Origin of the sequence: Rahnella sikkimica (assembly GCF_002951615.1) — a bacterium.
Lineage (GTDB): Bacteria > Pseudomonadota > Gammaproteobacteria > Enterobacterales > Enterobacteriaceae > Rahnella > Rahnella sikkimica.
This window is the reverse complement of record NZ_CP019063.1, coordinates 484,854-498,399: the sequence shown is the minus strand read 5'-3', so window position 1 is coordinate 498,399 and position 13,546 is coordinate 484,854. Positions and strand designations below refer to the sequence as shown.

Genomic DNA, 13,546 nt, shown 5'->3' with positions numbered 1-13,546 from the left:
TCAACAAACCCTGCTCAATCAGGCTATAAGATAGGATTGTGTGACAGAGATCCTGTTTTATTGGTTTGTTTTTAAAAACCACGCTCATTACACTCCCTTCCCATCTGAGAATTAAAATACAATTTCCGTCGCGGGGTTCAGGGTGAATACAGAAATAATGCAGTCCGTTATTAAAGGTGTCGGCGGTGCAGAAAATATTAATAAAGTCTGGCATTGCATGACCCGTCTGCGTTTTGATTTAGCTGACGAAAATAAAGTGGCGTGGGATGAGATTAAAAATCTGCCCGGCGTTTTGGGCGCGCAAAGTCAGAGCGGTCAGGTGCAGATTATTGTCGGCACGAAAGTGAATACCTGGTACGAAGCGATAGTTTCGCAGCTGGATCCGGCGTCAAAGCCAACAGGAAATGTTTCCACAAATGCGCGTAAAAGCCTGATCTCGATGTTCATGGACACGGTGTCCGGCGTGTTTGGCCCGATCGTTCCGGCCATCGCAGGCGCGGGGATGATCAAAGGTTTGCTGGCCGGTTTAATCGCCCTCAAGGTGATTTCGGCGAAAAGCGAAACCGTGATGATCATCGATCTGATTGCCAGCGGCGTTTTCTATTTTCTGCCATTCTTTCTGGCGGTCTCCGCCGCGAGAATTTTCAAAACCAATGAATATCTGGCCGCCGCAGTCGCCGCCTGCCTGATGTATCCGACGCTGATCGACGCCGCAAAAGCGCTCGCCAGCCATACTGCAGGCGCGCCGACTGCGTTGTATTTTATGGATATATTGCCGGTTTCGGTCTTTAACTATTCGGCCAGCGTGATCCCGGTGATTTTCTCGGTGCTGGCGCTGAGCTACATCCACCGCTGGGTGGACAAAATTATGCCGGACGTGCTGAAAACGGTCTTCACGCCAACGCTGACGTTATTTATTGCGGCGCTGGTTTCGCTGACGGTGATTGGCCCGGCCGGAATTTATCTCGGTAAACTGCTGGCGCTGGGCATTCAGGGGCTGTTTGAAGTGTCATCGGTGTTTGCCGGTTTTATTGTCGGCGCGATCCGCCCGGTGGCGATCCTCACCGGAATGCATCACGCCATGACGCCAATTGCCTTGCAGAACTTCACCGATCAGGGCTGGGACATGCTGATGCCGATGATGTTTATGGCCAACATGGCGATTGCCGGTTCGACTTTCGCGATTTATTTCCACGTGAAAACCCGCGAGCAAAAATCTGTGGTGCTGTCGGCGGCGATTTCCGGGCTGCTGGGGATTACTGAACCGGCGCTGTTTGGCGTGCTGACACGCTACAAAAAGGCGTTTATCGCCACCACCATCAGCAGTTCAGTGGCGTCAGCATTTATCGCGTTCTTCGGGGTGCGGTTGTACGGCTATATTCTGTCGAGCATTTTCAGCCTGCCTGCCTACATCGGTCCTTATTTCATCTACATCGTGATGGGCGTGGTGCTGTCGCTGGGGCTGTCATTTACACTGACGTATCTGATGGTCGTAAAAGGAAAAGGCACCGAAAAATCGGTGCCTCTGGTGAACCAAACCCGCTGATGTCATCAGGCCGCTGTTTTTGAACGTACGACTTCAGACAGCGGCGAATTTTCGATCCGGTTGGTCAGACGGCCAATGTTCTCAATTTCCACTTCAATGATGTCATCTTCATGGAGGAACAGCGGCGGGACGCGGGTTTTACCGACACCGCCCGGTGAACCGGTCATGATCACATCGCCCGGCGAAAGCTGCGTAAACGTACTGATATAGGCGATGATTTGCGGAATGGTGTGAACCATATTGGCGGTTGTGTCGTCCTGCACCAGCCGGTTGTTGAGCCAGGTTTTAATGCTCAGATTTTGCGGATCACCCACTTCATCCGGCGTCACCATCCACGGGCCAAACGCCCCTGTCGACGGCCAGTTTTTTCCGGCGGTATACCATTTATGCTGCCAGTCGCGCACCGAACCATCCATATAACAGCTGTAACCGGCGATATGACTCAGTGCATCCTCTGCGGAAATATTGCGTCCGGTACGCCCGATCACAATCGCCAGTTCACCTTCGTAATCGAATTCATTCGTCGACGACGGTTTGATGACGGTGCCGTTATGCCCGACCTGTGAATCCGCGAAGCGGACAAACAACGTCGGCGCATCGCTGGTTTCGTTAAACTCTTTGCGCTTTTCGGCGTAGTTCATGCCCACGCCGAAGATTTTGCCCGGACGATCAATCACCGGCAGAAAGCTGATGTCGTCGGGCTGGAGATCGGCCGGAAGCTGCGCATAGCGCTGTAATTCGTCAAGCTGATGATGCGCCATGAATTCGTTAATATCCCGGCAACCCGAGTGACGGCCGACATCGATAATGCCGTCTGTCCGGAAGATGCCGAAGCTTTTGGTGTGTTCTTTACTGATAATGAAATTAACAATTTTCATAGATGCGCTTAGTTTCTTATTTTACATAAAACAGGTGAATTCACTGGCGTTCGGATTGCGGAGACGCTCACGCCCCTGCAAAGATCGCGAGATTATTGACCGCGTCTCTCATGCCTTCTACTATATTTTTTTACCAAACCGATGAATTTCAGGAATGTATGATTAATAACAGGGACTTAGATTATTTTGTCACCGCTGCGGAGATGATGAATTTGAGACTTGCGTCACAAAATTTAAATATTACTCAGCCCGCGCTGTCGAAATCTATCACCCGTTTGGAGAAAGAACTCGGCATTAAATTGTTTAAAAGAGCCGGCCGGGGTCTGGAACTGACCGAGGCGGGTCGCATTCTTTATCAGCGGGGTCTGGCGCTGCAAAATTCCTACCTTGAAATGGCCGAAGTCATGACGGAACTGAGCAGCGGCGCAGGCGGGATTGTGCGTGTCGGCGTGTCGGGTTCCGCGACGCAATTTTTGCTGCCGGAAATCTGCAAAACGCTTCAGTTACAGGTTCCCAACGTCAAACTTGAAATCCAGATCGGCATGAATGACGTGTTGTTTACGCTGATGGAGCGCCACGTCATCGACATTATTATCGGGCCGCTGGTCAACTATGAAAGCCCGGTGGTTCAGGTGCCGGTCACCGCCGATCGCGTGGTCGTGGCGGCGTCACGCGACCACCCGCTGGCGGGCAGGCCGGTTTCGCTGCGTGACATGAGCCGTTACGGCTGGATTTTACCGGCCAAAACCGTGTCGATGCGCCAGTGGCTGGACAAGATGTTCTATGAAAATCATTGCCCGCTGCCGGACGTTAAAGTGGAAATCAGCTCGCTGGCGTCAGTGCCCGGTTTGATCGCCAAAAGTGGCCTGCTCAGTTTTCTTTCTGAAAACATTCTGGTCGAGGAAGAGTTTATTTCCCGGCTGATACGCATTGATAACGATCAGCTGATGATGCCGCGCCGCGTGGGAATTACCTGGCGGGAAGGCGCGTTTCTTTCGCCTGCGACGCAAAAGGTGATTGAGGTGACGCAAAACGTCGGGCAGAAAATGCAGAGTGAAGCCCGCCGCATACTGGAAGAGTGACGCCAGCCGCGGCGGGAAAGAACCGGAAATCACACAAGATGGCAGGCGACGCGGTGACCGCTTTCCACTTCACGCAGTAACGGAATTTCAGCGCGGCAACGTTCGGTCGCTCGCGGGCAGCGGGTATGGAAACGACAGCCGGACGGCGGTTTTGACGGATCCGGAATTTCACCGCTGACCATTGCCACCGGCTCGCTGTCAGGATCAAGCGTCGGCACGGCGGCCAGTAACGCCTGCGTATACGGATGCAAAGGCTGGCGGAATAAAGCATCGCGGCTCGCGGTTTCCACCAGTTGCCCCAGATACATTACCGCCACGTCGTCACACAGATGTTCCACCACGCCCAGATCGTGCGAGATAAACAAAAATGTCACGCCGTGATCGTCGCGTAAATCTGAGAACAAGTTGATGATCTGCGCCTGAATCGAGACGTCGAGCGCGGAAATCGGCTCGTCGGCAATAATGAATTCCGGTTGCAGGATCAGCGCCCGCGCAATGCCAATACGCTGGCGTTGTCCGCCGGAAAACTCATGCGGAAACCGGTTGTAATGCAGCGGCGACAGCCCGCAGATTTTCATCACGTCCAGCACTTTGCCGTGCAGTTCAGCGCGTGAGCAGAGTTTATGTTCCAGCATCGCTTCGCCGATCGCGTCACCAATACGAATACGCGGATTCAGCGAACTGTAGGGATCCTGAAACACCAGCTGAATTTTCGGTCGCAGGGCTTTCAGCTGTTTCGGTTTGAGCCGGTGCAAATCCTCACCGCGAAACTTCACGCTGCCTGCCGTTTTGTCGTACAGCCCGAGCAGCGTTCTGCCGACGGTGGTTTTGCCGCTGCCGGATTCGCCCACCAGCCCGAAAATCGTGCCTTTGCGGATGTTAAAACTGACGCCATCCACCGCACGCAGTTGCCCGGTTTCCTGCCCGAAAACGCCGTCACGGATCGGGAAGTGTTTCTTCAGGCCGTCCACTTCTATCAGGTAGTCGGAACTCATCAGATTGTCGGTACTCATGCCTGCAACTCCTTCTGCGTCGTTTCATTCGCCGGACTCAGCCCGCTGTAAAAACAGGCCGCCTGCCGCGACCGCCCTTCCAGCAGCGGGATCCCCTGACGACAGCGGTCGGTGGCGCGTTCGCAACGATCGGTAAACGCACAGTACGGCGGGAGCGCCGCCAGATCCGGCACCTGACCGGGAATGGAATACAAACGCCGACGGCGCTCGCCCGGCGTGGGCCGCGACGCGATCAGACCCTGCGTGTACGGATGCAGCGGATTGCGCAGCACCTCCGCCGTTGCGCCCTGCTCAACAATTTTCCCGGCGTACATCACTACAACGTAATCGGCCATCTGCGCAATCACGCCCAGATCATGCGTAATCAGCATCAGCGCCATACGATTTTGCCGCGCCTGATCGCGTAACAGCCCTAAGATCTGCGCCTGCACGGTAACGTCCAGCGCCGTCGTGGGCTCATCGGCGATCAGTAACTGCGGCTTACAGCTCAGCGCCATCGCGATCATGATGCGCTGTAACATGCCGCCCGAAAGCTGGTGCGGATAGCTGGTCATCAGGCTTTCTGCACGCGCAAGCCCGACCTCAGTGATCATCTTCGTTGCCTTTTCCCAGGCCGATTTTGGCGATTCCCCGAGATGGCGGATCAGCGGCTCGACCAGCTGTTCACCAATGGTCAGCACCGGATTCAGCGCGGTCATCGGTTCCTGAAAAATCATCGCCAGCTGGTTGCCGCGTAAATCCGCCATCTGCGACGGGCGCAGTTTCAGCAAATCACGCCCCTGAAACAGGATTTCGCCACCATCAATGCGCGCGGCCTGCGGCGGTAATAATCCCATCAGCGACATCGCCGTGACGCTTTTCCCGCAACCGGATTCACCCACAATGCCGACAGTTTGCCCGGCCTGAACGTCAAACGTGACATCCTGCACCGCACGCACGCGCCCCTGATCGCTGGAAAATGACAGCGAAAGCTGATTAAAACGGATCAACGGTTCAGTCATTTTTGGCTCCGTTTCATCTTAGGATCAAGTGCATCACGCAGGCCATCGCCCAGCACGTTAATCGCAATAACGGTGATAAAAATCGCCACACCCGGCGGCATCCACAGCCACGGACGGCGCTGGAAGTCGATCAGGCTGTTGGCCGCGTCCATCATGTTTCCCCATGAAGGCGTCGGCGGCACCACGCCCAGCCCGAGATAGCTGAGCGCCGATTCACTGAGAATGGCGTTTGCCACCGCCATCGTCGCCATTACCACCAGAATGGGCACGGTATTGGGCAACAGATGGCCGAACAGACGACGGCGCGCGGACAGCCCGAGCACCTGCGTCGCCAGCATGAAATCACGCTCGCGCAGGGACAGGATTTGCCCGCGCACCAGACGCGCCAGTTTCGGCCATTCCAGCAAGCTAAGCATCACGATCACCATGTAGACGCGGGAATCCGGCGAGAAATCGAGTTCCGAAAGCATCGCGCCCATCACAATCAGCAGCGGCAGGCTCGGAATGGTCATCACCAGATCGGCAAAACGCATGATGATTTTGTCGGCGACCCCGCCCAGATACCCCGAAACCGCGCCCATCAGATACCCGAGCGTCACGGAGAGCAACATAGTGAGCAGGCCGATGATCAGCGAAATGCGTCCGGCCAGCAGCAGCCGCGTGTAGACGTCGCGTCCCAGAAAATCGGTGCCCAGCCAGTGATCGGCATTTGGCGCTTTATTAATCATCAGCGCATCGGTGGCGTCATCGCGCCATGGCGAATAGTAAGGGCCCACTATGCACCAGACCGCCATGACCAGCAGAAGGATGAGGCAAAACATCGCCAGCCGGTTCTGGCGCAATGATTTCCAGGCCTGCTGCCACGGTGACGGTGTCACCTGCGCCATCGCCGGAATTTCCGCTTCACGAAGCCGGCGGTTAGTGGAAAATAATGATCCAAACATCACGACCTCACACGAATACGCGGGTCAGCCCACGCATAAAGCACATCGGCAATCAGGTTGCCCAGAATGGTCAGCACCGCCAGAAACAGCGTAAATCCCATCAGCACCGGATAGTCGCGCGCTGCCAGCGAATCAATATGAATGTGCCCCACGCCCGGCCAGTTAAAGACTTTTTCGGTGATCAGCGCCCCGGAAAACAGCCCCGGCAGTTCGAATCCTAACAGCGTGATAATCGGTAACAGTGCGTTCCGCAGTGCGTGTTTAAAAATGACCGTGCGTTCACGCAGCCCTTTGGCGCGCGCGGTGCGGATGAAATCCATGCGCACAACGTCCAGCATGCTGGCGCGGAAATAGCGCGTCAGGCTGCCCGCCTGAAGCATCACCAGCGCAATCACCGGTAACACCAGATGTGCCGCGACCTGCATCACCCAGGCCCAGCCGGTGGCATCGCTGCCGGTATTGGTCATGCCGCCGACCGGCAACCAGTGGAGATCAACCGCAAACCATTTGATCAACAGCAGGCAAAGGAAAAACGTCGGGAATGACATCGCCGCGAATATCACCACGCTGACGACGTGATCAAACAGCGAATACGGTTTCATAGCAGAAACAATGCCCACCGCCAGCGCGATCCCCCAGTACAGCACCATCGCGATCGTCGCCAGCAGGAAGGAGTTCCAGATGTACTGATTCAGCAACTGACTCACCGGGATCTGGTATTGCAGCGAGAAGCCCAGATCGCCCTGAAGCAGGTTTCCCAGCCAGTGCAGATAGCGGCTAAGCAGCGGCTGATCGAGGCCGTATAACGCTTTGAGTTCGGCTGCACGCTGTGCGGTCAGGGTGATATTGCCGTCGATAAAATCGCCCGGCGTTTTGGCGAACAGCATGAAGATCAGCAGTGAAGCGAGGAACAACATCGGAATGGTTTGAAGCAAACGACGCAGAATGAAATTTCTCATGACTTTCTCATTGAAGCTGCCGGTAAAGACCGGCAGCAACGTGATTTCTGATTATTTAACGATTTTGACATCCGGCAGACTGCCGGTCAGGCCGTTGTAAATATCCGGTTTGAAACCGGTCACGCGGGCGCTGCTGGCCGACAGAATTTTACGGTTGCCGAGCAGGATCACCGGCGGATCGTTCGCCAGAACTTTGTACAGTTCGTGGTAAACCGGCTTACGTTTTTCGATATCGAGCGTCGCATTGCCTTCGTTGATCAGCTTATCCACTTCAGGATTGTTATAGCCCTGCTCTTTCGCCTCGGTGCTGTAGTAATCCCAGACGCCGTCGTGCGGATCGTTGAGCGTACTGGTGCTGAATGACGCCAGATCGTAATTCCCCGCTTTACGCTGTGACATCAGCGCGTTGAAATCCACGACCTGCGGTTTCAGCAGCACACCGATTTTCTGGTAATCCTCTTTGGCAATCGGGATCAGCGCGTCGTTCAGCACTTTTTTGCTGACCAGCAGCGTCAGTTCCAGACGCTTGCCGTCTTTCACACGGATCCCGTCCGTGCCGGTTTTCCAGCCCGCTTCATCCAATAATTTGTTGGCCTGCGCCGGATCGAATTTGTACGGATTCACGCCGTCGGTGTTATACGCCCAGGAGATTGGTGCGATCGGCTCGATAGCCACGGTGCCGTAGCCCTGATACACCACGTCGATCAGTTTCTGGCGATCCAGACCGTAGATCAGCGCCTGGCGAACTTTCACATCCTGCAATATAGGGCGATGCAGGTTGAACTCAATCTTGCTGTAATCGCTGGATCCGTACAGGTTGATGTTCGCAAAACCGAGGAGTTTCAGCTGTTCGATATCATCCGGGCGTGACGTAAAGGCGTCGTAATCAGTATCACCGGTCTGGAACAGCTGGAAGTTGGTCGACGGATTGGTGACGCGATAAATGAAACGTGGCGTCGGAGGCGTGCCGCGATAATAGTTTTTGTTGGCATGGAAACGGATCTCCTGCCCCGGAATGTATTTGTCGTAAACGTATGGGCCGTTACCCAGTGGTTTGCCGTGCAGCGTGCGCAGGGTGTCGAGATTTCCGCGCTGATAATCTTTCCCGTAGTAAGCTTTTGACAGCACCGGCCCGCCGATTTTTTGCAGCGTGGTCGCGCCCGGTTGGGTGGTCGTCACCTGTAAGGTCAGCGGGTCGATGACTTTCAGGCCGCTGACGCTGTCCGCTTTGCCCTGTTTATAGTCATCGCCACCGGCAATATGCGCCAGCGTGATATCGGTATCGCCATCATATTTCGGGTCATACAACACGGTCAGTGTGAACGCGACATCTTCCGCCGTCAGCGCAGAACCATCGCTGTACTTGAGGTTCGGCCGCAGTTTGATGGTGTAGGTTTTGCCGTCCGGGCTGACCGTCCAGCTTTCTGCCAGACCCGGAACCAGTTTGCCCTGACTGTCCCAGTCAATCAGGCGGGCGAAAATCACGTTGGTGACGTTTTCATCCCAGCCATTCACGAAGAAGTAAGGGTTAAAAATCCCCTGCGGTTCGGAGATCCCGGCGATCACGGTGTCTGTACGCAGTTTTGCGGCGGCAGGAACCTGGCTGGCGTCTGTGGCCGGCGTGATGCCTTCTTTGAGAACATCGTCCGCAAAGGATAAAGAAGAAAACATTACGGCGCTGGCCAGCAATGCGATTTTAAAAGAAGCGTTGCGGCGCGCGCGGGAGACTGATTGCGCGGGGGCAGAAGTGAGTAACGTAGCCAAGTGACATCCCTCATCAATAAGTGTGCAATAGGTTTACAAAACATGACGAAGAGTAAGGTTGGGGTTTGTCCTTGTCTAACAACGAAAAAATATGGCTTATAGCTTTTGAGCAGTACGCTGAAAAAGCCGCCAAAACGGCTAATGTGGAAGGATTTCCTGCCCACACCCAGTAAGTACTCACTAACTATATAGATCATGATAATCAGTGAGTTAACTGTGAAGGACGTCTTAACACTTCGGATCCATACAAAGAAAAACGGCGTATCTCATCGAAGATACGCCGTTCATTTCCGAATGCTTTCCGGCCAGACTGTCAGGCGGCGGTTTTCTTACTGCGGGAACTGACTTCGGAGAGGATCTCTTTTTGTTTGCTCTTCTCGCCAATCAGCTTGTACCAGCCTGAAAGCTTGCGCAGATCCGGTAACGTCGCCTTTTCTTCTACGTCGTAAGCACTTAATTTCTCACGATATTCTTCGAAGATGGTGATACAACGGCGTGCCCACTCGCCTTCCAGCGCAGAGCCTGCCACCGCGCGCGGACGGCGTGGTAAGCGCGGGCGCAGCGGTTTGCTGGCTTCTGGCGCGGACTCATCGACATAGGCGAACTTGATCGACACCACGGTTCTGCCCTGCTTCACTGGCTCCCAGACCACAGAAATATCGGTATTGGCGTTGATCCGGTTGATCGTCGGTTCAAGCAGCTTCTGGCGGAAGTCACGATAGTCCTCGTATTTACCCGCCAGACCGGCCTTCTCACGCATCCAGTTGAGATCCAGCGTCACTTCTATGGCTTTGCCGCTGCGTCGCCCGTAGAGGTTTTTGGCTTTGATTAACCAGCCATACAGGCGCACGGAGAACGGCGTATCCAGTTTTGCGATATTAGCAAAATTGAGTTTGGTAAAAGACTCTTTTAATTCATACAGATACGGTGCGACGTCCTGACCGAATCTCAGTACAACGGCGCTGTGATCATCGCTGCTGACGTATTCCAGCCGCGAGAACCACGAAAGCTGAACGGTACGGACCTTTCCGGTTTTCGTATCCGGTTTGTAGATGGTGACCGGCTTTTTCATCAGGCTTTCTGCAGCTTCACGCAACTGGCGATGGCTGCTGGTCGGGTTTACCCCGTAGATCCGCTGGTAATCCTGAGGGAAAAGTCGATATAACGTGTCCGGCTGAGGTTTCCTGCTATCAATTTGTGCCAGCGCCAGGTTAAGCAAGCGCATTTCATCCAGAGTAACGCTGTAGGCGCCTTCAAGAAGATCGTTCCCCTGAACTACGGTGAGTTTATTCAGTTCCATGTAGCAGGATCCATAAGTGGAAAGTGGGTAAATTATTCCACATAAAAAATACTGCCGTAAAGTAAAAACAAGCGTTATTTATTTCTTTAATTTCATATGATTAGCAAAGGATCCGAAAACATCGATCAGGAAAAACTTCCACATATGATTTTCCACGCCATTTGGGATCCTTTTTTTAACATGCTGGATCGGCTCGCTTTTTACAGGAAATTACTCCACTTATAGCACTGAAGATCTCCAGCCATGAATATCCGCAATACGCGCTAACCTCCCCTGTCGAACAGAAAATTCTTCCACATGTAAGCCTGAATAGCACGTTAACTGACCGGAACCGGCTTTGTGATCCCCTTCTCATTTCATCAACCCGGTCCTTTCCCTGTCTGAAACAGGATCTACAGGAAAACTTTCCACGTAAGCTCGTCCTGGGATCAGAAAATGTCTCCACATTTGGGAATACGCGATCGGTAATCAGGAAATTACTCCACATAAAGGAGGTGTTACGATCTCAGGAAATCTTTCCACGTATAGCAAATCAACGGATCAGGAAAATCTTCCACGTATCTCACCGGAGGCGTTCTCTGATAGGACAGTTAGCGCCAACTCACCGACGTTTGATCAGATAATTCTTCCACATATACGTGCGTGACAACGTCACCATTATTCTAATTCACTGTTTTTAAAGTACTATTTTTTCAGTAATCTTATGCGTAACGTCCATCAGATCAGATAATGTCTCCACATATAGATAAACTGGATCAGGAAAAGCTTCCACATATGCCCTGCTCTGCTGCCCGGATACCGATTTCTGAAGCTGATTATGCCTGGCCAGGATGATCCTCTCCCTGTTACGTGACACAACGTGACGCTGTCACAGGAAATATCTCCACATTAGCGATCTTGTGGTGATCAGGAAATTACTCCACGTATCAGAAAAATGATGACTGGCAATACGTTAGCGTTAAATCTAAGCTGTTGTGGGTTCATTATGATGGTGAAGGAAGCTATCCACAGAAAAACACTCCACGTATTTACTGGACTGATCTGTAAGGAAATTATCCACAGGAAAAAGCTCTACATTGATCATGAAAAGGATCCACATCCAGCAGGAAGGATCTCCACTTGGGACAGGAAATTCATCCACAAGACAGCTTATACTGCACTGATAAATATAAGAAAAAACCACCCTTAAAGAGAAAGATCTAAACTTATAAAATAAACAAAACACTATTTGATCTTGGGATCCTGATAGATACAGGCGACGCTTTTGAGGAAGAGACAGGGAAGTGATAACAACAGGCAGAGTGAGGGCTGGCGGACTTTAACCACAGAAACGGGCCTCAGAAGGCCCGATCCAGACAGTACAAACGATCAGGAACGTTCGTTAGTGACCAACCAGGCTTGGATCAGCTCTGTCAGAACGTCTTTCATCTCGCGATCCTGCAGGAAGCAGCTGGTTTTGAACCGGCGATGCAGTTCTTCATCGATGTTAGTCTGCAACTTCTTCACGGAAGCAGGCGGCTTTGCGACAGCGTCCAGTGCTGTAGTCAGTTGTCTGTGCTGGCCAAGTTTCATTTTCATTTCAACAACTCCGTAATTTCTTTGGTCATAATTTCAATCTCGCCTTTCGCATTACCGTCCGTTGTATCGAAGACTGTTCCGCCATCCATCATGGTACGGATGTAAACCTGGCGCTGCGTGGTGCCTGTGCGCAGTGCCGGAACGCCTGTATCAGCAATGGATTCCTTCAGGACTTCCAGCATCTTAGCGGATGCGACTTTCTTGGTGATAAGAAAACGCGCGATGACAGGCTGTAAATTTTCACGTGCCTCGACAACGGCAAGTATTGCGCCGCAGGCTGCGAAATCTAAAGGTGACGGTGTCACGGGGATCAGCACTAAATCACTGACCATGACGGCTGCGGATGAAATTGCAGAGATTGCTGCAGCTCCGTCGATGACGACGTAATCATATTCTTTCAGCTGTTTGCGTACGGTATAGACTTCTTTTTCAGATGCGGCTTCAGCCAGGTCAAACTTGCATTTTGTTTCGTCGTACCAGTTGCTGATGCTTCCCTGTGGATCGGTATCGACCATCACAACTTTATGCCCTTGCCGGGCAAGACAGGTTGCGATGTTAATCGACGTCGTGGTTTTCCCTACCCCGCCCTTCCCGTTCAGGAAAGAAATAATTTTCGCTGCCATAACAACCTCTTGATGAAGCGCTAAATGAAGACAAATGAATCCCAGACTTAGGTGATTTCGGGATTCAATATTTGTGTAATCATAGGATTCTGGGATTTAAAAATCCATGAATCACAGGATTGAAGCACTACTATAAGGTTTACATCCGATGATTTCAATATTTTAGGATTACCGAATTATAAAATCCTGTGATTTCAGGATTACATGATTACCATTTCACAGAATACAAGGACGATACTATGTTCAGGATGTTGTGATTTCAGAATCTCATCATCCTAGGGTTTTGGGATGTCAGGATTACTACTGGCTTGGGATGGAGTCTGTCTCACAGAGAGCAATGGTATGAACATGAAGCCATCAGAATTTCGCTATCTTGTGATTTCAGGATTCTGAGATCTTGAGATTGGCAAGCGCATGAACCCTGCAAAAGATTTTGCCAAAAAAGTTTCGGCTGGTGTTGACGTCCGAAACAGTAGCCAGGAAAATCTCACCATCTCACCATCTCACCATCTCACCATCTCACCATCTCACCATCTCACCATCTCACCATCTCACCATCTCACCATCTCACCATCTCACCATCTCACCATCTCACCATCTCACCATCTCACCATCTCACCATCTCACCATCTCACCATCTCGCGATTCTAATATTCCAGGATAGGTATTGCAGGGATTTGAGTATTCTTGAATCTTAAGATTTCGGGATTATAAAATCACAGGATATTACTGAATCCCACTGGTTACAGGATTATATGATTCGGATATTCCTGAGATGATGGAATCCTGCAATAAGCAGCCGGGGATATTATGATTGCAGGATTTTAGAATCCTGGGCTGCTGTGCATTTCACTGGTT

General features: G+C 52.2%; 11 protein-coding genes. 2 read left to right on the top strand and 9 right to left on the bottom strand.

The window, feature by feature from the left end:
* Window positions 1-157 precede the first annotated feature (157 nt).
* Window positions 158-1,546, top strand: coding sequence for a PTS transporter subunit EIIC (locus BV494_RS23640; RefSeq protein ID WP_104925219.1), 1,389 nt, complete (start codon window positions 158-160; stop codon window positions 1,544-1,546).
* A 5-nt stretch (window positions 1,547-1,551) separates the two neighbouring features.
* On the opposite strand, the gene BV494_RS23635 is transcribed toward BV494_RS23640, so the two are convergent.
* On the bottom strand, window positions 1,552-2,424 hold the full coding sequence (locus BV494_RS23635; protein ID WP_104925218.1) for a fumarylacetoacetate hydrolase family protein: 873 nt from the start codon (window positions 2,422-2,424) through the stop codon (window positions 1,552-1,554).
* 158 nt (window positions 2,425-2,582) lie between these two features.
* On the opposite strand from BV494_RS23635, the gene BV494_RS23630 reads away from it, so the two are divergent.
* Window positions 2,583-3,506, top strand: coding sequence for a LysR family transcriptional regulator (locus BV494_RS23630; protein WP_104925217.1), 924 nt, complete (start codon window positions 2,583-2,585; stop codon window positions 3,504-3,506).
* Window positions 3,507-3,535: 29 nt separating this feature from the next.
* Here BV494_RS23630 and BV494_RS23625 read toward each other — a convergent pair whose 3' ends face one another.
* From BV494_RS23625 to parA, 8 genes are all read right to left on the bottom strand, one after another.
* Window positions 3,536-4,501 (bottom strand): ABC transporter ATP-binding protein, encoded by a 966-nt coding sequence (locus BV494_RS23625; RefSeq protein ID WP_104925304.1) that lies wholly within the window; start codon window positions 4,499-4,501, stop codon window positions 3,536-3,538.
* Between the two features lie 14 nt (window positions 4,502-4,515).
* Window positions 4,516-5,520, bottom strand: a complete 1,005-nt coding sequence (locus BV494_RS23620; RefSeq protein ID WP_104925216.1) for an ABC transporter ATP-binding protein — start codon at window positions 5,518-5,520, stop codon at window positions 4,516-4,518.
* A complete protein-coding gene (gene opp4C / locus BV494_RS23615; protein ID WP_192938199.1) occupies window positions 5,517-6,464 on the bottom strand; it encodes an oligopeptide ABC transporter permease in 948 nt (315 codons plus the stop codon). Before opp4C ends, BV494_RS23620 begins: the two co-directional genes overlap by 4 nt.
* The gene (locus BV494_RS23610; RefSeq protein ID WP_104925303.1) at window positions 6,464-7,423 is read right to left on the bottom strand and encodes an ABC transporter permease; all 960 of its coding nucleotides are present in this window, start codon (window positions 7,421-7,423) and stop codon (window positions 6,464-6,466) included. Before BV494_RS23610 ends, opp4C begins: the two co-directional genes overlap by 1 nt.
* 51 nt (window positions 7,424-7,474) lie before the next feature.
* A complete protein-coding gene (locus BV494_RS23605; protein ID WP_226790139.1) occupies window positions 7,475-9,094 on the bottom strand; it encodes an ABC transporter substrate-binding protein in 1,620 nt (539 codons plus the stop codon).
* A 406-nt stretch (window positions 9,095-9,500) separates the two neighbouring features.
* A complete protein-coding gene (locus BV494_RS23600) occupies window positions 9,501-10,487 on the bottom strand; it encodes a replication initiation protein (RefSeq protein WP_104925214.1) in 987 nt (328 codons plus the stop codon).
* A 1,368-nt stretch (window positions 10,488-11,855) separates the two neighbouring features.
* Window positions 11,856-12,065 carry a plasmid partition protein ParG gene (locus BV494_RS23590; RefSeq protein ID WP_104925212.1) on the bottom strand — a complete coding sequence of 70 codons (210 nt, stop codon included), beginning with the start codon at window positions 12,063-12,065 and terminating at the stop codon, window positions 11,856-11,858.
* Entirely contained in the window at window positions 12,062-12,688 is a 627-nt protein-coding gene (parA, locus tag BV494_RS23585) for a ParA family partition ATPase (RefSeq protein WP_104925211.1), read from the bottom strand. The genes BV494_RS23590 and parA overlap by 4 nt, the downstream gene beginning before the upstream one ends.
* Window positions 12,689-13,546: the final 858 nt, after the last annotated feature.